We start from the raw sequence: 22,837 nt of genomic DNA, 5'->3' as shown, positions 1-22,837 counted from the left end.
CAGTTTTCACTGACGGACTGTCCCCAGGCCGGTTTCAACATCCCCCTGAATGCTTACACTGCATTAGCTTGACACTTCAAGACAAAAACGAACCTGATTGCGGATTTGTCATGACAAACCCGCAATTGGGTTCGTTTTTGCAGAATGCCCATACCCATAGCATGGACTGTTACACTCCAATAGACTTCTTTCTCAATATTTCAGACATGCCCAGCACTTCCCTGACTTCACTTCTGAAGGCGCTGAAGCGGTTGAAAAGCTCATAATAGTATTTTTTCAGCATTGAAGCTGCCTTTTGATTATCATTATTGGCCGCATAGGCCTCGGCTATGGCCACAAGCACCTTTGCAGCTCTTTTGTAGGCTTTGCGATATTTATTGCTGACAATATGCTGAATTCTTTTCTCTCCGAGCTTAACTGCCCATTGAAAATATTTTTTCAATTCCGCATCTGGCAGTCTGGTCATGGCCAAGCCTTGCATGATCTGTCTCAAACACTCCCCTTCAAGGGCATCCCTGTCAGAAAAACCGTAATCAAGTGTATCAAAGTAATTCCTGTCTGCATTATCTTCCATAAGAGTACTTGTAACTGAACATTGATCATTCATCAGGCTGTACAGATAAAGGGCGCAGCTGAACAGCAGGCCACTGGAACTACTATATGACCAGCCAACAGGCGCTGCATCTTTTGAACGTGTGAAAGCTTCACTTATTCTGCCGCCCATGATCAAGACTGTAATATGCATATCGTCTTTTGAATGTATTCGGTCCTCAGCCTGATCGAGATATTCAGCAGCTTTGTCCAACTCCTGTTGCCGGAGATTGTTTTTTTCCGCCTCATGAATAAATGTTACCAGGGTATGATAAGTTGGGGTTGAGAAAAAGAGCTCCCGCTTGCCTTGGAGAATCATCATTTTATCATCAAGCTGTTCACCGGCTGAAATAAGATGGCCCGCGACTTTTGCCCTCCGCTCTCCTGGGCTGATAATGTTCAGGGCTTCCCTGGAAACGGCTGCTGACTCTGTCCAGGATTTTTTTGGTTCAAGCTGCTCAAGCCAGAATATATATCCATATGGCTGTTGATCAGCCCACGTTCTGGCCAGCTCACTGATTTTTTCAAAATCATTTCTAAAACTGACCGCCTCCAGCCACAGCCTGGCTCTTCGCAGTCCGGGAATGCCACCAGATTGTGACAAAGCCGCTTCCCACTCAGGCAAGAATGATTCAAAATCAGGCAGCGGTTCTACCAAAGTGTCCATTACATCTTTAAGGGCAGGATAATTATCTCTGGAAGGCATGAAGGCAGATTCTTCAAAGTCGGGGTTCATGGCTTTTAATAACGCGTCAACCCTGCCTGGTCCTTCTGTCAGCTCATATACGCAGCGGCAAAAACGTGCCCTTTCTTCAAGGATATTTATCTCATAAAGAAGGTGCTTGATCTCTGTTTCTTCAATCAGGGCAAACAAAGCTTCATAAATCTTTCCGGCTGTTTCCAGTTTGCCTTCCAGAAAATAACGGCCTGCATCATAAAAATAGCTTTCCAGTTCATCCATCTGTTCCTGGCTAACTTCATCGGGATTGTCATCATAATATGAGTCATAAACATCATAATCTTCCAGTTCATGATATTCACCGTCTTCAATAAGTTCTATCCTTTCCTGGATGCTCTCTTTCAGGGCCTCTATTCCATCAAAAACATCTTCTTCAGGTTCAGTGTCCCACTGGCTTTGCTTCCCGGGCAGGCAAGCCTCTATCTTCTCAATAAACATGCTTCGCTCATGAATCCGCGCTTCCCTGGCCATGGCCATAATAATTTCATGCAGATCATTTCTGGACAGGGGCTTGCATATTTCCTCAATCTTCTCCAAATAAGGACCATAGGCTATTTTTTTAGACATACTGTTTCCTCATGTAGCTTAAGGCTTTTTGTTTCCATCTGGCATGTATAAAATACCGCATCCCTTGCTGCTGAAAACCAGCCCACGTTAAAGAACGCTTTCAGCGTTGTTTCACGGGGCAGCGGAATACTTCAAAAAACACAGAGTAAAGAAAAAAGACACTTTCCGTGTCCTTCCGTGTGTTCCGTGGGCAAAACCTCTTGGCTTCTATTATAATGCAAATAATTTTTGAAGCACTGAAACAACCTCCAATTGCGCGTTTGAGCCTATGGTGCCAAGCTTTTGAATAAGCCTCACCTTATCAATTGTTTGCAGCTGATCCAGCACAATTTGCCCTTTTTTATTTGCAAAAGTGCATGAAACCCGGGTGGGATAATCGTTCTGGGCAGAGGTCATGGGAGCAATCATCACCGTGCGGATGTTACGGTTCATTTCATCAGGGGAAACAACGAGGCAAGGTCTGGTCTTTTGAATCTCTGCACCGATAGTTGGATCGAGATTTACCAGGTAAACCTCAAAGCGCTTGACTACCATTGCCATTCCTCATCATCCCAAGAGTGATCAGTAATTTCATCAAATATCAGTTCATCATCACCTTTTTGGGCCATCTTCTTAAATGCGGCGTCCCAGCCATCGCGAACTTTTGTTACGGGCCTGATGATTATTTGATCTTTATCCACCTCGATTTCAACATCATCCTTTATTCCAGTTTGCTCAAGGACAGGCTTGGGAATACGAAATCCTTGAGAGTTACCAATTTTAATTACACGCGCCCTCATAAGTCACCTCCTGCTCCAGGTAAGCATAATGTAATTACGTTATTTTGGTTTTGTCAATGAACTTTCAGGTTCAGGAGACACCATATTATTGCTCGTGTTATTTTATTGGCTGTCCTGACTACGAGCACCAAGTCGTAAAAGTTCCAGGGGCAGAGGACGGGTTGGTACGTTTTGTATTGAGCCCCTTTGTCTGGACTTGTTGAGAATAAGCCCGTTGGGATACTTGACTATCTGCTTGAGCTCTCCAGGGCGAAGCTGAGAAGTCCACTTGACTTCCACAGGCCAGAATCGTCCGTCATGAACACTGCTCTGCCATCTACTGTTTCATCAGGGTGGTTTTGCCTATCTGCCGGCCTCCGCTTAAGGTGAATATACCCGGATTGTTGCTGGGCAGGATATCAAGAAGACGTGATTTATGAACAAGGGGCTGTTTGCCAAGTTGGCGCAGATGTGGGTCTAATTGGCTGTATTGTTCAGGTGAATCCAGATGGGTGTTATGCGGCAGAAATCTAAGATCAATGTGTAATGAATATTGACAAATATAGATGTTTGTCAATGAATAAATTTATTCATTCCTGACTGAACAAATTTATTCACCCAAAAAACCCTCAAACAAAAAAACTCAGGTAATAGCAACAACAATCTTGTCCGGACCAAGCATCTCCATTATCTAATCCGTTCTGCGTAGACATACTTTTCTTTTCACCACAGGGCAAGCGGCTGGAGCCGCAAGAGCAAAACGCCCCAAGCTCCAGCCGGGGAATAAGAGGAAGGCCTAATACTACTGCAAAACATCATCAACATCATCGGCAAAAAGAATTCTTTCCGACCATTTGAGCAGCCGTTCTGAATCAGCGGACAGAATCATCTTCTTCTTGTCTTCAGAAATTTCACCGAATTTCAGTGACAACAGTCTGAGCAACACATTGGCCTCGCCAATCTGCATGCCCTGCTGCATTCCCTGCTGCATTCCCTGATTGATAAATCTTTCTGCAAAAGTACTCATATACTTATCCTCCTCTGGATATTTCTGTGAATACACAATCCTTTCATTTTCGTCCAGCCCGGCATAGATATCTATGTAATCCAGATACTTTATAACTTTTTCAGTGTCAGTCTCAAGTCTGCGCAGGCCCCTCACTGCGGCTGCGTATACATCAATCTTCTGCTCTGGTTCATAATTCATATTAGGCAGGTTCAGCCTGGCTACGATATTGTTGCTCTCTTGATACTGCTCATAGCCAAGACCCTTGAATGCAAAGCTGATGTAAGTAAAGCGCAGATAATCCTGCTGGTCACCATAAAGAACAAGCTCGCGGGCAAATGAACCTTTCCGCAGGAATATTACCACAGGGACAACCCGGTTGGTTTTTAAAAGATCTGACAGGTCCAGGCAGTAATGAGCCAGGCGATGAATGGAAAAACGAGAGGGATCGGTTTCGTTTTCAAGTACAAAAAGCAGAGCCTCCCTTCTCCCGTCTGGCCAATCAACCAGCAAAGGAACATCAAGTTCTCTGAACCTGTCACCCAGCCGTTCCTTGAGCTGTTCTTCCCGGACTGGAAGAATCCGGGCCCCTTGCTTTATTTCTGTAGCCTCCCTGGAAGCAAATAGTTCCAGAGAATCATAGGGATAATCAAGGATAAGATTTTTAAAGTTCTGATCATTGCTCATTAAACCGACTCCAGCTGGTTATAGTCATTTATAGTGCCGAGTCCGATATCCTGCCCGGTGACTGCGGAGAACCTCACACCCAGCCAATGGCTTTGACCATCACTCGCACGCCCTCGATCTCATGCGTACCGGACAATTTGGCCAGAACAGCCTCGTCCTCCACTGGAACGAACAGGGCCAGGGTGATGGATGGCAGGCCCAGGTTGCGGGCGTAGTTCGCGGCCTGGTCGATGTGGCGGTGCATTTTGGCCTGGTTGATATAGCTCTTGACCTCGATGACCCCCTCTTTGCCCCCTTCGTTGCGTGGACACTTCAGATGCAGGTCCACCCGGCCGTTGCCCGTTGGGAACTCCGGGCTGACGATGCAATGGTCCTGCACCGCGTTTTGTAGCCAGAAATAGAGATGAAAATGGCCCACGTATTCGGTATAATGCAGGTCTGAACGGCGGGGCTGGTCCTGACAGGGATTGCGGCCCGCTGCCTTGAGCCGATTGAGATAGGCAGTGTAGCGCTCAAGCAGGGCCGGCAGGTCCAGCTCCGGCCCGGAGAAAACGTCCGCCAGATCATCCAGGGGCTCCAGGGCCAGGATCGGGGTTTGTTCGCCCATCAGATCTCGGGTCAGGGCGTTGTACAGGCGTTGCTGGATAAAGGGCGAGGCGAACCGACAGACATCCAGTGTCTCGCCGCGATCATCCATGACCTCAGTTCGGTCGATGATCCCGTTAAGGTACAGATAACTGCACCAGGGGACATCGATGCTGAACTGGATGTCGGAGCGGGTGAACAGTTCCAGAACATGCTGCTGGTATTGGCCCCTGGCTTTTTTAAGCAGGTTGAGTACGGTGTTGTTCCATTCCGAAAAACAGGCCCGCCTATAGGTCTGGGACCATACCGCACGGTCAATGACCATGCCTGGCCCTGGATTGTATTTTGTCGTCAAAAGCTCCCCGAACCAGCAGACCAGCCCAGGCTGACCCAGGGTGGCCCCGTATACGTTCTGGACCACTTCCGGGGTCACGGACTGGCCGCTTTCAGACTGGTACTGGCCAAACAGATCCTCGACTTCCTCCCGTGTGAACCGGGGGACGTGCAGGGAGCGCTGTACGTTGAAAGGCGAGCCCCGGTCAGAGTCCACCCCAAGCAAGGCTCGCACGCCGATCAGGGCCAGACCATGCAGGGCATAGGCCTCCCGCTGCAGATACATGTTGCGAAACATGGTCACCAGGCGGTCAATGGCTTTTGGCGGCAGGCTGTCGAACTCGTCAATGAACAGAATCAGAGGCTTGGAAAATATGCCTCTGGACTTGCGAAACAGGGTGGTCCAGTCCTGCCAGTCGTCAGGAGGGTCAGGCCGAATGCCGAGGGCGTCCTCGAACAGGTCCGCAAACCAGGGCAATATCTCGTCAGGAGAGTCAGGGTCATTGAAGACCACGCCCTGCATAGACATCATTCCGACCAGGAACCTGTCCCCGTATTTATGTTCAATTTCCAGCCTGGCCTGCCGCATCAGCCACGTCTTGCCGCACTGTCGAGGTGCCCAGATGGTGAAATAGTGCCCGCTCTTTTCCGGATTGGCCACTAATTGGCTTACGCACTGCTGCACCAGATCCGTACGCGCAACGCAAAAATGCTCTTCACAATCTACTGGCCCGTAGGAATGAAAATAGCGCATAAAGTGATCTCCTGTATCCAGCATGTTAATACCAGCCCTACCGGAGGTAGGACGGCATTTTCTTCCGTATCCAGGGTTAGATAGGTAATCCCGAACCAGCCCCGGCCCAATATTTTTCTGATCCTGAATCGACGCAGCAGCATGTGCCCCTCCGCAAAGGGCTGCTGAAAGTCATGTTCGGTTGGGGTGCTTTGCATGGTCAGTCTCCTTCTACCACCAAAACTGTTCATGGCACAGGGGCATGAACAGCAAGCAGGTCTGGCCGACCTGGATGACGTCCCGGACGGTCAGGTTCTGGTCGCGGCGGATGGTCTGGTCGTTGAGCAAATACAGATTGTAGCTGCGGACCGGCTTAGATATCTATGTAATCCAGATACTTTTAATCCAGATATGGTACAACTTTTTTGTGACAGGGCTTCAAAAGTATGGCACCCCGGCAAACAAACCCTCAGGTAATGGCAGCAATAACCCTGTCCGGACCAAGCATTTCCATTATCCACTCCTGCTCTGCGTAGACATTGTTTTCTTTTCCCCAAAGGGCAAGCTCTTTGCAGTCGTCATGTTGATACTTTTCCGGGTCAAACTTTCTGGAAGCATTCCAGGGAGCAAGGCGGTCCCTGTATCTTTGCAAAAAAGGCAAATCCGGAAAAAAATGTCCTTTTCTTTTGGATGCTTTTAAGAGCTGTTCAAAGATAAACAGCCCGTCCGGGTCAAAATCACCAAAATGCACCCATTTGCATTGCAGAGGAAGATTTTTCAGCCAAAGCCCGGGCAGAGCTGAGGCATAGCCCTGGCAGAAAATGAGCAGGCCGTGTTTAAGCTCCAACTGCATAAACGGAGCAAGGTTTTCAGTAGTAAGCACAAACCTGATTTCTGAAAAATCAAAATTTTCTGTCTTGGAAGCTTTCCCAGCCTGAATGCATGCCTGACCCAGAGTCCGGGTAATATGCTTAAGGTTCAAGCCCTGCCTGTGATGCAAATCCGACCAGGACCTTACCCTTAATTCACCACGCTGAAAAAGGCCTTGAGACCAATTGGAATAAATTTTATTGAGAACCGGAAAGCGCAATATATGCTTGGAATCCTGAAACAGGGCTGAACTAAGGGACTGAACATGACATGGTTTTTCATGAGCCGAGCGTCTATGGAGTTCCCTTAAGAGAGCAAGGGCCTCCATGGGCTTGGATGTAATGCTCACATCTAAGCCCATGGAAGAAATTAGCTCATTGGCTTCATCCCTGGCCTGAATGACTGCGCTGCATTGGGATTCAATAATGTTAGACAGGGTTTCATGATCCACGAGCACAACTTCCCGGCCCTGAAGTTCTGCAATCCCTGCCTGGACCAGGGGATCCAAAGCCTTGCGATGAGGCGATCGTCCCTGATTTTGAAGCTGTGTCCAGGCCAGACATTTCTGCAAAGGATCATCCATGGGAGTATTATGTGTTTTTTGAAAACCAATTCGATTAGAATTATAGTTTGTTGTAGTTGCAGATTGATCAAACCCAGTAATGACGGATCAGCACGGGGACTGTCCCTGGCTTCGGGACTGTCCCCTGTCTGGTTGTCAGAAACGCGTAATGCTCCCTCACAATGCAACGCCCTGTTTTCATTCGTCATTCCGGCGAAAGCCGGAATCCAGGAATTTTCTTAGTGTAAGATCGCCAGGAGTTATTGAGAAGTTACCAAACATGTTGGTTTGAAATTTCCAATAAGCACCTAAAACGACACTTTGAGTTAATTATTGTTTCGGCCACCGGGGACAGGCACTCCCCGCACTTATTTTTTGCAATTGTTCTGCAGCCTTTCTGCCATAAAAATAAGTGCGGGGAGAGCCAGTCCCCTTCCTGCTTAAATAAAGTGTCGCTGTAATGATAACAAAAGTCAGTGATTAGTACAGGACAAACAAGCTGCACGTCGCTTGGCTAACATCCAAGTTCACACAGCATTTTTGGTTTGTCAATGGACCTTTGAAATCTTTGATTATTTGTATCTTTTCAGCGCTTTTAAGGATAGCGCGGCTTCCAGTCCAGCCTAAGCGTCGCACAACCTGAAACATCAGATCAGCCTCCTGCTCCGCTTCCAGACGGGAGCATTACGAGTTTTTTGAAAACAAAATATGAATAGGGTGTGTTAAGGCTATCTTTGTGTAAAAAGCTATAAACTACGGCATGGCACGGCTTCTTGCCCGGAGGCTTACAGCCCGGAGGGGGACTTTCCCTGGCTTCGAGACTGTCCCCATCCATTTTCAAAAAACTCGTAATGCTCCCGTTAATAATTATCCTTGATTTCATGCTTGTGGAAACAGGCACCCCGGCACTAATTTTTTATTGAACAAGAAACGGATTAGAAAAAGTTTCGCCACTGCCAACTTCCATTTCCGCTGACAAGAAATACCGGCTGACCCTTTGCAAGACAGCCTAAGAAAGTCATGTGATTTTTGGAAAAATATATTTGAATGGGTTTTTGGACACTGAACGACGCGGGGTTTTCGCGACTCGTTCTCCAAAACGTCCCAATTCTATTGGACTGTCCATAGTCAAGCTGACAGGAATTAAAGGCAGGGAGGTGTTTCTGGAAAACGTTGATATTCTTGACGGAACTCCGGTCCTGGATATCAAGCCTTACGTCAAGGATTTTGACATATGGCCAGCTGATCGGTTTGGCTGGCTCGATGAAAAAGCGCAAAATGCCCAGAATCACAAAAGCGATGGACGTTTTGAAGGAAAGAGTGCCTAAGGTCATGGTCAGCCATGATCTGGCCGAAGTGGACGATTTTGCGGACATTCTGGCGACCCTGGCCTACGGCCGGGTAATGGCGGTTATTGATTACAAGACAGTATTAAGGCGGGCTTTGCCCGCAACCCTAAGTGTGAAGAGGTACTTTGCCGAAACCTGGGACAGTCCGGCACTCACCTAAGCTTTCCTTCATCAAGAAACCTGAAGATCTGCAAGCCCTTTTTGTGTGATCAGGCTTGTTCAGGTGACCAGAGATACTGACCAATAGAGCAATACTCCTGAAATCCAAGTTGACGATAGACACTAAGCCCCATTTTGGAGGTATGCAGGATGCTGATCCGGTAACCCGCCATCTGAGCCTCTCGTAAAAGTGCCAGAGTGATAAGTGTGCCTATACCTTTGCGTCGAGCCTCTGGAACGGTGACTACATTATAAATGCCGGCCACGCCTGCTGCCAGATAAACCGATCCCGCTGCCACTGGCTTTCCTTCCAGCCAGCCCGTGTAGTGGAGCAAGGGCAGCTGATTAACAAAGCTGATCTGCTCGAATAAATCTATCAGAGCATTCACCGCAAAATCTGGCATGCCGAATCCCGATGCAAAAGGGTAATGCCACTGCTTAAGTCTTTCGGCATCCTTGACTTTCTCAAAAGTTAAACCGTCAGGTACAGGAAAGTCTGTGTTAAGGGATCGCAAGTTCAGCGCCATCCCGGGTGCATCATCTTCACGGGTAAAGCCATGCATATTTAGATACATCCCTAAGTCAGATGGTTTAGTGGTCGGTCCGGTCCACCACAGTATGGGTACATTTTTTTCCCTGCCACGGGTCATGGCTGCTTCGATAGCGGCATTTACATCATCTGGAGCTATTCTTGCGCGCATGATGCTGTTGAACAGCGGAAAAGGAATATCAGTAAGAGACCACAGCAGCTGTGGATCATCATGGATTTCAGCTTGAGGGCAGAGCTCGAACAATGGCAAAAATGCAAACAGATTGCTTTCAATAGCGGTCACTAACGAAGAAGAAGATACGTCTTGCAGAATGTCTTTCACTTAAGTTTCCTCAACTGGGGTCAGTTATAAAGGGGACAAGGACATTACCAAAGTACAGAAAGTAACAGGTAAGATGCGACTGCAAAAACTCATTTTTACAGTCGCAGGAGTCAGGTGTCAGGAGCCAGTAAAAACAAAGAGTTTATGGAGCTGATTTATTCCTGAATTATTCATTTCCCGACTTTTTGCATGTGCATCAGGTAAGGGATTAGAAAAATACTGATATACCACCATAGTGATGCAATGAGCTTCAAGTTAACCTCCACAGGCCTTTTTGTGGGCACTAAGGGTTATCGGTATTCTAACGCGGGCTACTCCAGCAACCCAAAAAAAAGAAACCTTAACCGCCCGTTCGAAGATTTACCCCGGTTAAATGAGAGAAATGCAACGGGGCAGGCAGATCACACCCAGTGAAAACAGCTTCGCAGAGGGACCTCGTCTGTTGCACAAGGCAGGCAGGTTGACACAGATATACATGAAATTCAAGAAAGATATATTTCTTGCAGGACTAAGAACCCAGTTAAATCCTCTTCGAGGTGCTCGCACCTTTTGATGCCATTACAGTTTATGACAGACCACTCGGGTCGTGAAGCACAAGTTGATGCAGGCCGTATACTTCTCAGGGTGAACCGACAGCGGCTTTTCCAGATACACCGGAAGCCAGGCAGTCTCTTCCTGTTGCCTGCGGCTTTGATTATGTCTTGTATGTGATGACGCTGAAAAACGCCCCTTGCGGATCCTGCAGGACGCTGAAACGTCCGACGCCAGGGATGTCTGTGGGTGGGACCAGTATGGTCCCGCCAAGCTGTCCGGCATTTTGCGCCACGGCGTCCACATCTTTTACGGTGATGTATGTGCCCCAGTGCGGCGGCGTTCCCTCGGGCACCTGCGGAGGCATGTCCATAATCCCGGCAATTTCCTCATCTCCGGCTTTGACCACAGTGTATTTCATTCCCCCGGTGGTCATGTCTTCCAATGTCCAGCCCAGCAAATCGCTGTAAAATTCTTTCGCACCTTCGACATTGGTGGTCAGCAGTTCGCACCAGCTGAAAGCTCCGTGAGTCGTAAACCTGTCGCTCATGTCTGCTCCTTTCTTGGGTTTAGTTGCTCCACAGTTTTTTTTGCGCTGAGTAGCAGTGTTAAGCTTTGAGTTTGCATTTCATTAGAATCATGCCTTTCATGCCATTGATTTGCTCAGCAAAGATGTCATTTTCGAAGCTCATGCATGTTGTTCATTTTTGGCGATTTTCGCTTTTATAATGATTGGGCGTGCAAATATCAACCGCAAATGAAAATTTTAAGTGGAGCATAATGGTTTAGTCTTAGGGATGTTCAAAATACCAATATGCCGTTACTGTTCAGTGACTTAACTGTAAAATGGGGAGCATTACGCGTTTCTGACAACTGAAAAAATGATGAGTATGTCACAGCTTTTTTGGGGTTAAAAGCGGTTTATCATGGCTTGGCACGGCTTCCTGCCCGGAGGCTTACAGCCCGGAGGGGGACTGTCCCTGGCTTCGGGACTGTCCCCTTTCTGGTTGTCAGAAACGCGTAATGCTCCCTTACCAACCTGGAAGGCAGGCTTAAAACGAGGATAACTGTGGATAAGAGGAGCCCCAGACCGGACCATTGCTGTGGTGGCCCAGCCTTTCCGGTCTGGCGCACGCAAATGTTCTAGTATGCACGGTCGGGCACATAGGTAACTATAAAGCGGCTGATTTATGTAATCTCTCTGCTAGCCACACCTTAATAATCGATTGCCGGGGGACACCAAGTCGTTTAGCTTCTTTATCTAATGACTGAATCATCCATAGAGGGAAATCGACATTAACTCTTTTTTGCTCTTGATTAGGACGTCTGGCTTTAGAGAGGTCAAACTGATTTAAAATGCTTTTCCCTTCGTCAAATGTTTTCTCTAAGTCTTTAGCTTTCATAAAGCTCCACCTCCTCATTTCTAGCACGCCTTACTGAGATCAATCGTATATTATTAAGTCGATAGGTGATAATCCCGGCCCAGTGTTTTTCGCCAATTTTGCCGATGATCAAGGATCTCGGTTCATCTGTTGTTTTAGCTGGGATTTCAAATAAATCAGGATCATTCCAAAGCTCTTGAGCTTCAACAAAATTAATTCCATGCTTATCTTTGTTGATATCTGATTTTTTGGGGTCATATTCAAAGCTCATGGTATATAAAATATACTCCTTAGATATATTTTGTCAACATATTCGGTATGCAAATGTCAGGAGCAAATGATATGACCGAAGTAGTTAGCACACGAATTGACCGATCCAAACTTCTTTTGTCAGTCTTCAAAACAATTGAACTGGACTATGCCATGTCCATAGCCGGATTGTCGAAAATCAGGCCTGTATTTTCTCCTCTCCAACGAACTTGCTGAATACCCTATGAAAGTCCTCCAGATTAACAGGTTTTCCTATATAATCATCCATTCCGGGTTCCAGAAATTTTTCCTGGTCACCGGGCTGGGTTTGATTCTGTGCAAACAGTTCATTGAACAGTATGGCGGAAAGATCTGGATTGAAAGTGAGCCAGGCCAGGGAACTGCAGTCAGCTTTACGTTGCCTCTGGCTTAAATGGTTCAGGCTTTGTATAAGGTAGAATGGTACTAAGCGGCCTTGTGCAGATTGCAGCTCTGATAGAGTTTGGCTGGCGACAATTCCAGCCCATGAGGCCAGCTCAAAGCTCCAAAGTCTACAAAAAAACGTTGAAAAAAGAGCTCATCATTTAATGGTTTCAGTAAAGGACCGCTTCTTTTTAAAAGAGATTCTCCGTCAAAAATTCCGGTCATTCCATCAGAAAATGACAACTCAACCTGGTAGTCGCCAAGATATTTGGCCTGAGTAATTTTAATCATCGAAGTCAGCTCCCTGTATACGTTCCAAGGGTTCAAAACGCTGTGCCCTTTCCCAGTTTTCAAGCAGTTCAGCCTGATGTACAAGACACCATTCTTTAACAATTTTTGCTGCTTTATTCGGAAGGTATCCATCGGTTATGGTGCCTGTTTTGATTTCAATCAAGGCCTCAAATCCCTGATAAGCAGCGTGTATGTGTGGAGGGGGATGGTCATCATGTCTCATCCTTATAATGATGCCGAAAAATATTGATAAAACAGGCATTTCTTGATCTCAGCCATATTTATGGGCCAGCAGGCCCTTGAGTTGTTTTTGCTGCGTACTTATTGAATATAGTCATGTTCTGATAGAAGTCCAAAAATGCCTAAATTGTCAAGCCTTGATTTGCCAGTCTTCAAAATATATGATATTTTTATTTTCCTATCCGGCCTTTGGCGAAAAGTCAATAATCTGTGGGCAGCAAAAAAATATTGCTTTTTGGCTGTTGGAAAAAATAGGGGTAAGTAATGGGGTAAGTGAAAAGATAAAAACAAAAAAGCCGTTTACTTATTGCATATTTCAATATTTAATTTTCTTTATCTGAAGTAACAGATGGACTATAAATGATGACTTTTTCAACTGCTTCCAGGGGATACCGAATATGAGGTTGCCAAGATTCAAATTCTTCCTGATGTTTATAATTTTGTTCAGCTTGAACACTGAATATGTTTACGGTGACACAGAGTTTAAATTTGATATGCCCAGTGTCATAAGCACTCTTAGTGATGCTGCCGTTGAGTTTGACCGATTGGATGAAGTCCGTGAAAGTGCTTGGTTTAGAACTGACAGGTCAAGAGTAGAAAAACGCATTAACGACCATATTGAAAAAGCTATAGGTTATCTTGAAAATCCGAGATTGCTTGAACTCCGCCAGAATTATCAAAAGCTTGAAGATGCAGTCATTGCGGACCAAGATCGTATTGCTGATTTGAGAGAGCGCAGATTGTCAGCCCAAGCAGGTGAACCATCATTAAGAAGATATGTTCCAACCCAGACCATGCGTCAATGGACGGCAAAAACACGCGGTGATTACGATATTTTAATTGAAGCCTACCAGCAATACATTCAAGAACATGAAATGGAAATGGATAACATCAAAACTGAAATGTCTGAATTACTGTCGGATATGGGAGTGGAACTTAATCCCGAACAGGTTGAATTCTGGCTTTCTTCAGTTATCGGTGATGATGTCTTGTCAATGAGCATTGTCTTTTCAAATATTGAAGTTGTTACACTTCAATTGGCCAACTTAACCCAGGAAAGCGGGGAGAGCCTTTCATATGCCAGGCGATACTATGGCATGCTTGTAATGCTTCACAAATTGGTTGTGCAAATGCAAAATACTTTTATTGAAAAAGTAAATAGTGAGGTGTTGCCAAGCCTTAAAGAGTTCTCAAGGGAAGCTGACAAGAATATAAAAGACGCAAGACAATTAATCCGAGCAGGGGGCAATAAAGCAATTCTTGAAAATAACATCAAAGCAAATGAGCTTACAAAACAAGTTGTTGAATTATATCACCAAGTAGTCAGCAATCATATGGATCAAGTCAAGGTAGCTCTATCAGTAAGTTCACAGGAGATGCAGGTAGCTGTAAATACTTACAATACTGTACGACTAAGCTCTGATGTTGCATCCCTTATCCGAGATGGATTGAACACATTTGAAACATTATCAAATCTTCATGTGCCAGCTGCAGAAACATTTCACAATAAGGAGATTCGCGACGAGTTTAGAAGATTGACTGAACGGCTGAAGCACAATTAGATGCGACTGCAAAAACTCATTTTTACAGTCGCAGGAGTCAGGTGTCCCCAGTGAAACCCCTGTCTTCGACAGGGAGCCCTGCGGGCTGTTTCACGGGGCAGGCCCTGTTAAACCCTGCTTTGCAGGAAATCCTTCGGATTTGTTTAACCGGGCAGGCAGGAGTCAGGAGCCAGTCAAAACAAAGAGTTTATGGAGCTGTTTTATTCCTGAATTATTCATTTCCCGACTTTTTGCATGTGCATCCAATTGGCGCTTAGCGGAAATTTCAAACCAACATGCTGGTGGGAGCATTACGAGTTTTTTTGAAAACAAAATATGAATAGGGTGTGTTAAGGCTATCTTTGTGTAAAAAGCTATAAACTACGGCATGGCACGGCTTCCTGCCCGGAGGCTTACAGCCCGGAGGGGGGACTGTCCCTGGCTTCGGGACTGTCCCCATCCTGGTTTTCAAAAAACGCGTAATGCTTTCATCATCCATCACCGGAAATCATCCTTTATGATAAACTGATATATGAGTCACGCCCTGAGCAAGAGGGGTCAGCATATGGCACAGGGTTTTTGGTACACGCATGGTTCTGGGCAGAGCAACCAGAAGCTGACATTCCACCCGGTCCAGAAGCTCCCGGACAGTATTGACTGCCTGTTCATCTAAGCGTTCAGCCTCATCTAAGGCCATAATCAAAAGTCCTCGCCTGGCATGGCCTGCCTCCCCACCCCAATGAAAGAGCAGGCCAAGGCAGATGGCCAGGTTGATGCCAAGGGTTTCTCCACCGGAAAATCCCTTTTGCCTGACATTGCCCTCAAGATCAGTAATGGACCAGGTCATCTCAATATATGTCCGGTAGTCAGCTATCTGATCTTCACTTATCCTGGTCTGACCATGCCTGAAAATATTCCTGATAAGCTCCTGCACAAACTCTTCCAGAGTGGTCTTGCTATCAAAATCAAGCAATGTGAGCCGATCTCCCTGCAGGCTCTTCAGGCCTGCATATGATGGCAGATACTGAAGCTCAACCCTGACCTGACTGATGCGCCCAAACCTGATATCCGCCAGAATGGTGTTAACCTTGTCCAACCTTCTCTTGAGATTGGAAATATCCTGATCCACCCTGCGCTTGATATCCTGGACATAGCTTCTGATTCTGGCTTCAATTTCCTTAAGTTCTGCCTTGAGCCTTTGAAACTGTTCTTCAACCCGGTCCAGGTCCACGGCTTGCGGAATAATATTGTTCAGGATTAAATCAACTTTGGTTTCTGAAGAAACATCATGGGGCAGATGCAAAGAATGCTCTGCGCTGACATCGTTGATGATCTTCTCAAGAAACTTTTCTGCCTGCAGCCACTGAGATTTCAAAAGGGTGGAATCATCCCTGGTAAAATTACCCTGCCTGTATTCAGGGTTTATATCCGGATAAAAATCCTGCCACTCAGTTAGACGTTTTTCTTCAGTACTTTGACAGACTCTCAGTTCTTTTTCAAATCCTTCAAGCTCTTTTTGAATCAGGCGCAAAAGCTCATTCTTACGACCTTTTTCCTGATGAGATCTGTCTCTTGATTCTTCAATACGACGCAATTGCTCATCAAAGGCTTTGATCCGACCAGCAAGGGCGTCTGCCTGAGAAAAATCTATCTTTCCCTCAAGGACCTCTACAGGCTCTTCTCTGATGAGATTCTGGACAGTTACCTGAATTTCGGTCAGCCTTCTATCCTTAGACTTCTGCTGCTCCTGCAGCCTCTTGAGATCTGAATCAGCCCTGACCTGCTCTTTTTCAAGCCGAGCCATTTTGCCTTTAAGCTTTTCCAGAGACTTTTGAGCTTCCTGGGCCTGCTTGTGCGCCCTGGCATAAATTTTTGGGGCAGTGTGCAGATCAAACAGATCACGTTTACGGACCAGTGAGTTCAGGTATTGATAAGTATCCCTGATGCGCCATCCCTGGCTTTCAAGGCTTTTGATCTCCTCATCCAGAGCAGTCAGCTCATCAACACATGACTTGTCCTCCAGACCTGCCCAGAACCCTGCCAGTTCCCTGGCTTTACTGATGCGCTGGGCATTTTGTCTGCGCTCATTGTTCAAAGACTCAAGCTCTTCTTCCAGGATTTCTCTTCTGGCGTTTAACTTAGACAACTCTCTGGCCCTGGCCTGGGCTCCCAGCCAGAGTGGTTCATCAGGAGTAAACCAGTAAAGCCCGCCCATGCCGGACACAGTTCCCTTGCTTGTTTGCACAAGTCTCAACTTGTCAGGATCAACATCCCGGCTCAGGAGCATGAACTCTTCATCACCAAGGTCAAGCTGAGCAACCTCTTCAAGATTTTGAACCACAACCCCGCGGGCATATGGACCAAGCCCGGCCTGGACCTGAGAAGCCCTTTCCAGATCCAGGTGCTCATATTTATCAGCAACTAAAGCCAGCCTGCCTGCATCTACATGCCTGGCCACAGTATCAGAAATACCTGGACGTCCTTTTTCCAGGCCATCAATGAGGGTTAAAAGCTTATCCAGCTCAGCTCCTTTTTTCGTTATCCCTGACTCAAAATCAATGTCCTCCCATTGACGGATCAATGAAATAAAATCCTGCCTGTTGCCTGAGAAAAAAGGGGTAGTTTCAGGATAACTCCGTTTAAACCACTCAGCCAGTTCCACGGCCTGCTCCCGAAGTTCAACCCGCCTGCGGATTTCCTCAAGCCTGACCTTAAGCTCAGGCAGACTGTCCAGGCGGTTTTTTTCTTTCTCACTTGCCAGCCAGGCTTCATTGAGTTCCTGCCAAGTCTTTATGGGCCGTCCTGTTTTTTCCAAGGATTGTTCCAGTTTCCGGACAAAAGCCTCATACTTTTCCTTGTCAGCGAGAAGAAATTTAAGCTTTTCCTGCAGGGCCATGAAAGCGGCCTGCTCTGTGCCATGCTGCTCCTTAATTTCAAGAACCTGACTTGCTGTGTCCTGCCTGAATTTTTCAGCTGCTGATAACCCATCTGTTATCTTAGACATTTCCAGGCCCAACTGCTTTTCTTCACGAATAAGATTCTGATATTCTTCAAAATGTCTTTTCTGACGCGAAAGCTCAGTCTGTCTGCTCAGATACTTGTCGCGCTCCTGATTAATATCTTTTTTTTCAGTCCATGAATTTTCCAGTCTGGACTCGATTTGTTTCAGAGCTTCAACAGTTTCCTGCTCACGCTTTTTTTCTCTTTCAATTTTGGAGTGAAAAAGCCTGGCTCTGGCCTGAAGCATGCCAAGTTCAGTAGAAAGATATTTATAGCGGCAGCTGTCAAGGGTTTTGCGCTGCTCTTCCAGTTCAAGTCTGGTTTTGCGAAATATTTCAATGGACTTGATCTGACTGCTGATACTGCGGCGATCCCGCATCAATTTTTCCACATCAGAGAACTTGACTCCCTGGGATGGATCAGGACAGAGCATTTCCTTTAGAAAGAGACCCAGTCTGTCTAACTTGGGACGGGTAACCTGACTCCAGAGTGTGGCGAATTTCTTTTTTCCCTGCCTGTCCATGGTTACAGGCAAGAGCCCCTGGGAAAACAACAGGCGGTGATATTCATCCACACTGGCAAAATCGTTGACCTGGGCCTGTATATCCTGCTTAAGCACATTTTTTTTCAAGTTTTGAAAATCAGGAACAATCTGGGATTTTTCTTTGTTGAGAAAAAGATCAGGAAAGGGCTCCATGCTGGTCATGGTGAAAGGAGTCAAATCAAGACCCTCTGCTGTTGCCCTGGCATGCAGACGTACGCCTATGGCTTTAATTTCAGCGTGCCCTGCAATGGACAAGACTGCCCAGCCCACCCGTCCGCTCAGCTGTCCGGACAGGGAACGGTCAAACTGTCCGGTAGCCACATTCAGGTTGATATATTGCTGGTGACAGATGAGAATGGTCTGCACAGCATCCAGAATAGTGGTCTTGCCCACGGCATTGTTGCCTGAAAGAACTGTCATTCTGGGATGCAGGGCAATGTAAGCAGCCGGAAAAAGCTGGTATCCCACCAGAATCAGCCCGTCTGCTATTATATCGTCAGGTATGAATACCTCAGGTATATCAGGTCTCATTTTCATCCTGTGCTTCATTTTCGCCTTGTGATTCGTTCCAGTCTATTCTGGACCAGATACTGTTAATGGCTGAAGCCAGGTCATCTCTGCCATCATATTCAAGGTCAAGGCTGCGTTTGGCTGGTTCCCAGAAGCGGGCCAGGCCAGGCAGCCTGATAATCATGAGGTTTTCCACCTGGGCATTGACGGATGGAGAAAGCTCAATAAATCTGAACTTGTGCAGTTCCCTGAGATTGGTCAGTATCCACCCTCTTAGCTTTTCAGTCTGCCTGGTGCTGTGCTGCTTTTTTCGGGATGCTTTGGACTGCTGGGGATTAAAAACTTTGATCAGCTGATTGAAATCAAAACTGTTCTCCAGCCTGCTCATAAGTTCAAGGGCCTGAACCTCATCCTTGCCCTCAATGCCTGATGAAAAAAAGTGACTGCATAAAAAAAGGCCAAGAAAAGATGCGCCCCTGCGTAAAGAACTGACTCGAACCTGAGAAGAATGGTGGCTCAAGTAGTAAAAAACTTCCCCCCTGGAAAATCTCTCCAGACGATACCCTAGAAAATAAAACAGAGAGCACCAGTTGTCGTAGAACTCTTCCAGAAACCTGTATTCAGTTATCAGCCTGGGATCAATATTCTGGCCGGACTGAAGACGGTGAATAATTTTTCTGGACAGGTGATCATTGTCCAGAAAAATCTGCATATCCAGCCCATGATATTCTTCAAGCATAGTCTTTCCAATGGTGTTTAAATGCTGGTTACGGGGAGCGTTACGCTTTTTCTGGTTGTCAGTGGCTTCAGGTAACTACAAGGTGGAGGTGGCTTCCAGCCGCCTGTTTTTAATAGCCTGCAGGATGCAGGCTCCACTTATCAAGGCAGTTGCTCTTGTTCCCAGACCCCAGCCTTCAGCCTTCAGCCTTCAGCCTTAGGCCTTCAGCCTCCAGCCTTAGGCCTTCAGCCTCCAGCCTTACTGAAACACTCAGCACAACCGGTTCCATATAAAAACTCCCCATATCCAGCCATTGTCCATGATCAGGCTTCTGCACCTCAGGACCTGGGTTCCATTCAGGCATATCCTGGATCAGCAGCCACAAACCAGTGATCATTTCCCCACGATCCAAAGACAGCTGATCCATCATGGTACACATCCAGGGGCCAAGCTCCAATGGAGCATCAGCATCCCGCCACATGGTACGCGCCAGATTAAGAAAATCATTTTTCCAGGGAACTTCCCTGGTTTTAACCTCTTCAGGAACAAATTTTTCAAGGGCCTTAAGCTTATCCATACTGATCAAAACCGGCTTTTTCTGTTCCTGATTACTCCAGTTCATACTGATATGGCACAGGGCTTTATCTTCAAACACAGGCATCCGCAAATCATTATTCAAGGCATAATTCAGAATTTCCTGCTGCTTGCGGCACAACCTGTCCCGGTAAGAAAGAGAACCAATAACACTCTGATAAGCCACACATTCATGGATAAAGCTGATGATATGAGCAAGCATCTGTTCAATGCGTTTGCGCAGGGAGTCCAGAAAATCAAGACATGATTCAATATCATGTCTGATATGCTGCAGGGATTCTCTTTCCCGGCATTCATAAAACAGGTCATAAAGGGGATAGTACGGTGAACCTGTCTGGAGAGTCTGCAAAAGTTCTTCCAAATATTGTCTGCTGGTTTGAATGGTGCCTACAGCCAGTTCAAATGCCTGATCATCCACACCTGAATCCAGTTCCTTGACTGTCTTTTCCTGCTCAAGAATTGACTCTTCAATGCTTTGCAGCTTGTATTCAATGCTTTCAGCCACAGAACTGAGAAATACATGCCGGATGAAACCAACCAGTTCTTCTTCAGTGCTGCTTTGAATATGCTGATAAAGAATGCTGTAGGCATGATTTATATACGTGGATAATTCATCACTTTCAAGATTTACTTCAGCAATAATATCTTCAGCCAGCCCCCGGCCAAGCCGGGTCAGACAAAAAAAATGGACATTGGTCTCGGTGATGGATCTGCGGACAAGCCTGTACTGCAGCAGCCTGTCCAGAGAAGCAGCAGATGAAGTAGCATCGCTTAACTTTAAAACATCAACCGCCTGTTTTATTTGCCACTCCAGTTCTCTACCGGTTACGTCTCTCTTTTTGGTGGATTTTTCCCAGAAATAAAGCCAGCCCACCAGAGCAAGATCATGCTGGGACAGCTTGAGTCCTGAAGGAAACTTTCCCAGCATCTCCCGAAGCTGAAAAATGAAGTCGTCTTTATAATCCTGGTCCATATCCCGGCATTAACTTATCTCCTGGCTGGAGGCAATTAATTTGATGCAAGCTCCTCACCCGCGCCGACCGGGCCCAAACCTGTGAGCAACTTTCACGAATGAAACTTTGGATTCCTGCTTTTGCCGGAATGACGGTAAATAGTAAAAACTTGCTTTAATCTTCACCCCGGACTTGATCCGGGGTCCAGCTTTTTGAAGTCACTTGTAAACTTTGACAGGGGATAAACTAATGTTGGCTGTGTCACAATCCTAACGACGCAAGGATCGTTAAAGGCATCATCACTGGTAGCGCAAGCCCATGGATTAACATGCCAAGATCATTTCGCACTTCTTTGCGGTTTTGCCACGACAAATCTTCAATAAGGTGCTGACTTGTCAAGCAGGCGGGTAAGCCACTTTTTTAACCCATTCCTTTTTCTCACCCCGTAACTGAAAAGCCACAAATACGTCACCTGATTGTGGTGACCTCACCTGTTCACAAAAATATAAAGCTCCTCATAATAACATCCAAACCATGTCGTACTGTGTTTGGAAGCATCTATGATTCGACTGCAAAAACCCTTTTTTGCAGTCGCAGGAGTCAGGAGACAGGGGTCAGCCTCTGGCCCATAGGGGCCTACGCCCCGGAGGGGAGTCAGTAAAAACAAAGAGTTATGAAGATACTTTTTGCCGAGTCACCTCATTTCCTGACTTTTTGCGGGGAAATCATATATGGCAAAAAACAGCTCTGGCTCCATTTATGATCATTGCCAGAGCCGGAAAACCAAACCTTAAACCATTAAAATGAATTGGAGAAAAAAGAATGACCATGAAGCAAGTGTTCAGTTTCCTGTTCTGCATGTCTTTTGTTCTGGTTATGGCCATGAGCGGATCATCACTCAAAGCCCATGCCGCAGAAATCACAGTTTACACTTCTTATGAAGAAGATGAGGCTGCAGCCTTTCTGGCAGCTTTCAACCGCGATAACCCTGACATCAGGGTCAACCTTCTGCGTCTGTCCACCGGCGATCTGCATGCCCGCATGCTGGCTGAAAGTGCCAATCCCAGGCACGATGTAATCTGGGGATGGGCTGTAACCAACATGGTCGATACCAGGATCATGAATATGCTTGAGCCATATACACCTAAGGGCATTGAAAAGGTTCCTGCCAGGTTTCGCGATTCAGGCAATAGATGGTTTGCCAAAACCGGCTACATGGCTGCTTTCTGCGTCAACAATGAAATTTTAAGACGCAAAAATATTCCCATGCCCACTTCATGGGAAGATCTGCTTAAGCCTGAATTCAAAGGCGAAGTTGTCATGCCCAACCCGGCAAGCTCAGGTACAGGTTACCTCATGATAGCCTCCATCCTGCAGATGAAAGGAGAAGAAAAAGGCTGGGAATATCTTAAAAAGCTGGACAACAATATTGCCCAGTACATTAAAAGCGGTTCCAGGCCGTGTAATGTGGCCAGTGCCGGTGAATTTGCCGTTGGCGCTTCCTTCGCCCTCAGAGCCATTAAAAACATTGATGAAGGCTTTCCCATTACCATGATCATTCCTGCTGAAGGCGCCGGAAACGAGCTGGAAGCAACAGGCCTTATGAAGACTGCCAGAAACAAAGAAGCCGCCAAACGCTTCATTGACTGGACCTTGAGCGAAAATGCGGTCAATGAATACTACAAATGGAAGGAAATTGTAACGGTTGAAGGCGGTACCATGCCCCAGAACTTTATTGATGCCGGACTCCCCAAAGACATCGGCTCAGTCATGGTTGATATGGATTTTCCATGGTCTGCAGCCAACAGAGACCGGATTCTGAATCACTGGCAAACCACCCTTGAGCGATAATTTTTATTCCATCAGCGGCGCAGCAATTAACACTGTGCCGCTGATGCCTGCTTCCGGCAGCATGACTCTTCTGCCTTTCCTTAACACTTAAATCTTAAAACTTAACACTTAAAACTTAACACTTAAATCTTACAAGTAACTTCAAAAAAACTGGACCCCGGATCAAGTCCGGGGTGACGGTTTAAGCACGCTTTTACTC

At 46.4% G+C, this 22,837-nt stretch carries 24 protein-coding genes; 7 read left to right on the top strand and 17 right to left on the bottom strand.

The features are described 5' to 3' along the window. Positions 1-169 precede the first annotated feature (169 nt). The 7 genes from LZ23_RS00520 to LZ23_RS23835 all read right to left on the bottom strand — a co-directional run bounded on the left by LZ23_RS00520 (position 170) and on the right by LZ23_RS23835 (position 6,217). Positions 170-1,897, bottom strand: a complete 1,728-nt coding sequence (locus LZ23_RS00520) for a hypothetical protein (RefSeq protein ID WP_045210630.1) — start codon at positions 1,895-1,897, stop codon at positions 170-172. Positions 1,898-2,107: 210 nt separating this feature from the next. After that, positions 2,108-2,431 carry a type II toxin-antitoxin system PemK/MazF family toxin gene (locus LZ23_RS00515; RefSeq protein WP_198145862.1) on the bottom strand — a complete coding sequence of 108 codons (324 nt, stop codon included), beginning with the start codon at positions 2,429-2,431 and terminating at the stop codon, positions 2,108-2,110. Beyond that, complete coding sequence (locus LZ23_RS00510; RefSeq protein ID WP_045210627.1) at positions 2,425-2,676, bottom strand: AbrB/MazE/SpoVT family DNA-binding domain-containing protein; 252 nt, start codon at positions 2,674-2,676, stop codon at positions 2,425-2,427. The genes LZ23_RS00515 and LZ23_RS00510 overlap by 7 nt, the downstream gene beginning before the upstream one ends. A gap of 316 nt (positions 2,677-2,992) precedes the next feature. Further along, positions 2,993-3,232: a hypothetical protein gene (locus LZ23_RS00505; RefSeq protein ID WP_045210625.1), complete on the bottom strand. Its 240-nt coding sequence runs from the start codon at positions 3,230-3,232 to the stop codon at positions 2,993-2,995. Between the two features lie 225 nt (positions 3,233-3,457). Further along, positions 3,458-4,348 (bottom strand): RpnC/YadD family protein, encoded by an 891-nt coding sequence (locus LZ23_RS00500; RefSeq protein ID WP_045210624.1) that lies wholly within the window; start codon positions 4,346-4,348, stop codon positions 3,458-3,460. Between the two features lie 73 nt (positions 4,349-4,421). Next, the gene (locus LZ23_RS22065) at positions 4,422-6,020 is read right to left on the bottom strand and encodes an AAA-like domain-containing protein (RefSeq protein WP_052506992.1); all 1,599 of its coding nucleotides are present in this window, start codon (positions 6,018-6,020) and stop codon (positions 4,422-4,424) included. Then, positions 5,990-6,217 carry a hypothetical protein gene (locus tag LZ23_RS23835; protein ID WP_045210618.1) on the bottom strand — a complete coding sequence of 76 codons (228 nt, stop codon included), beginning with the start codon at positions 6,215-6,217 and terminating at the stop codon, positions 5,990-5,992. Before LZ23_RS23835 ends, LZ23_RS22065 begins: the two co-directional genes overlap by 31 nt. Between LZ23_RS23835 and LZ23_RS00480 the strand changes: the two genes are divergently transcribed. Then, positions 6,216-6,476 carry a hypothetical protein gene (locus tag LZ23_RS00480; RefSeq protein ID WP_045210616.1) on the top strand — a complete coding sequence of 87 codons (261 nt, stop codon included), beginning with the start codon at positions 6,216-6,218 and terminating at the stop codon, positions 6,474-6,476. The two genes, LZ23_RS23835 and LZ23_RS00480, sit on opposite strands and share 2 nt — an antisense overlap. On the opposite strand, the gene LZ23_RS00475 is transcribed toward LZ23_RS00480, so the two are convergent. Continuing rightward, positions 6,469-7,452: a Wadjet anti-phage system protein JetD domain-containing protein gene (locus tag LZ23_RS00475; RefSeq protein ID WP_084590830.1), complete on the bottom strand. Its 984-nt coding sequence runs from the start codon at positions 7,450-7,452 to the stop codon at positions 6,469-6,471. The two genes, LZ23_RS00480 and LZ23_RS00475, sit on opposite strands and share 8 nt — an antisense overlap. A gap of 1,022 nt (positions 7,453-8,474) precedes the next feature. On the opposite strand from LZ23_RS00475, the gene LZ23_RS00470 reads away from it, so the two are divergent. Both LZ23_RS00470 and LZ23_RS23830 read left to right on the top strand, forming a co-directional pair. Further along, on the top strand, positions 8,475-8,759 hold the full coding sequence (locus LZ23_RS00470) for a TrmO family methyltransferase domain-containing protein (RefSeq protein ID WP_232300326.1): 285 nt from the start codon (positions 8,475-8,477) through the stop codon (positions 8,757-8,759). Continuing rightward, complete coding sequence (locus LZ23_RS23830; protein ID WP_198145861.1) at positions 8,752-8,940, top strand: hypothetical protein; 189 nt, start codon at positions 8,752-8,754, stop codon at positions 8,938-8,940. The genes LZ23_RS00470 and LZ23_RS23830 overlap by 8 nt, the downstream gene beginning before the upstream one ends. A gap of 49 nt (positions 8,941-8,989) precedes the next feature. Here the strand turns inward: LZ23_RS23830 and LZ23_RS00465 are convergent, their stop codons facing one another. The 4 genes from LZ23_RS00465 to LZ23_RS00445 form a co-directional block, all read right to left on the bottom strand. Next, positions 8,990-9,811 carry a GNAT family N-acetyltransferase gene (locus tag LZ23_RS00465; RefSeq protein WP_052506990.1) on the bottom strand — a complete coding sequence of 274 codons (822 nt, stop codon included), beginning with the start codon at positions 9,809-9,811 and terminating at the stop codon, positions 8,990-8,992. Between the two features lie 694 nt (positions 9,812-10,505). Continuing rightward, the gene (locus LZ23_RS00460; RefSeq protein ID WP_045210613.1) at positions 10,506-10,892 is read right to left on the bottom strand and encodes a VOC family protein; all 387 of its coding nucleotides are present in this window, start codon (positions 10,890-10,892) and stop codon (positions 10,506-10,508) included. 622 nt (positions 10,893-11,514) lie between these two features. Next, positions 11,515-11,745, bottom strand: a complete 231-nt coding sequence (gene brnA / locus LZ23_RS00450) for a type II toxin-antitoxin system BrnA family antitoxin (protein ID WP_045210610.1) — start codon at positions 11,743-11,745, stop codon at positions 11,515-11,517. After that, a complete protein-coding gene (locus LZ23_RS00445; protein WP_045210608.1) occupies positions 11,735-11,995 on the bottom strand; it encodes a BrnT family toxin in 261 nt (86 codons plus the stop codon). The genes brnA and LZ23_RS00445 overlap by 11 nt, the downstream gene beginning before the upstream one ends. Positions 11,996-12,066: 71 nt before the next feature. On the opposite strand from LZ23_RS00445, the gene LZ23_RS23825 reads away from it, so the two are divergent. Continuing rightward, the gene (locus tag LZ23_RS23825; protein WP_157493057.1) at positions 12,067-12,210 is read left to right on the top strand and encodes a hypothetical protein; all 144 of its coding nucleotides are present in this window, start codon (positions 12,067-12,069) and stop codon (positions 12,208-12,210) included. A gap of 7 nt (positions 12,211-12,217) precedes the next feature. Next, a complete protein-coding gene (locus tag LZ23_RS00440; RefSeq protein WP_045210607.1) occupies positions 12,218-12,406 on the top strand; it encodes an ATP-binding protein in 189 nt (62 codons plus the stop codon). Positions 12,407-12,438: 32 nt separating this feature from the next. Here the strand turns inward: LZ23_RS00440 and LZ23_RS00435 are convergent, their stop codons facing one another. After that, a complete protein-coding gene (locus LZ23_RS00435) occupies positions 12,439-12,687 on the bottom strand; it encodes a DUF2442 domain-containing protein (protein WP_045210605.1) in 249 nt (82 codons plus the stop codon). Further along, positions 12,680-12,949, bottom strand: a complete 270-nt coding sequence (locus LZ23_RS00430) for a DUF4160 domain-containing protein (RefSeq protein ID WP_045210604.1) — start codon at positions 12,947-12,949, stop codon at positions 12,680-12,682. Before LZ23_RS00430 ends, LZ23_RS00435 begins: the two co-directional genes overlap by 8 nt. Before the next feature lie 472 nt (positions 12,950-13,421). On the opposite strand from LZ23_RS00430, the gene LZ23_RS00420 reads away from it, so the two are divergent. Next, positions 13,422-14,489, top strand: coding sequence for a hypothetical protein (locus LZ23_RS00420; RefSeq protein ID WP_232300324.1), 1,068 nt, complete (start codon positions 13,422-13,424; stop codon positions 14,487-14,489). A 487-nt stretch (positions 14,490-14,976) separates the two neighbouring features. On the opposite strand, the gene LZ23_RS00410 is transcribed toward LZ23_RS00420, so the two are convergent. From LZ23_RS00410 to LZ23_RS00395, 3 genes are all read right to left on the bottom strand, one after another. Beyond that, positions 14,977-18,543 carry an SbcC/MukB-like Walker B domain-containing protein gene (locus tag LZ23_RS00410; protein ID WP_045210599.1) on the bottom strand — a complete coding sequence of 1,189 codons (3,567 nt, stop codon included), beginning with the start codon at positions 18,541-18,543 and terminating at the stop codon, positions 14,977-14,979. Further along, positions 18,533-19,261 (bottom strand): condensin complex protein MksE, encoded by a 729-nt coding sequence (locus LZ23_RS00405; protein WP_045210597.1) that lies wholly within the window; start codon positions 19,259-19,261, stop codon positions 18,533-18,535. Before LZ23_RS00405 ends, LZ23_RS00410 begins: the two co-directional genes overlap by 11 nt. Before the next feature lie 175 nt (positions 19,262-19,436). Further along, entirely contained in the window at positions 19,437-20,807 is a 1,371-nt protein-coding gene (locus LZ23_RS00395; RefSeq protein WP_045210593.1) for a hypothetical protein, read from the bottom strand. A gap of 802 nt (positions 20,808-21,609) precedes the next feature. Between LZ23_RS00395 and LZ23_RS00385 the strand changes: the two genes are divergently transcribed. After that, positions 21,610-22,638, top strand: coding sequence for an ABC transporter substrate-binding protein (locus LZ23_RS00385; protein ID WP_198145860.1), 1,029 nt, complete (start codon positions 21,610-21,612; stop codon positions 22,636-22,638). The last annotated feature ends 199 nt before the right edge of the window (positions 22,639-22,837 follow it).

Source organism: Desulfonatronovibrio magnus, assembly GCF_000934755.1.
In the GTDB taxonomy this organism is placed as follows: Bacteria; Desulfobacterota; Desulfovibrionia; order Desulfovibrionales; family Desulfonatronovibrionaceae; genus Desulfonatronovibrio; species Desulfonatronovibrio magnus.
This window is presented reverse-complemented; position numbering and strand designations above follow the sequence as displayed.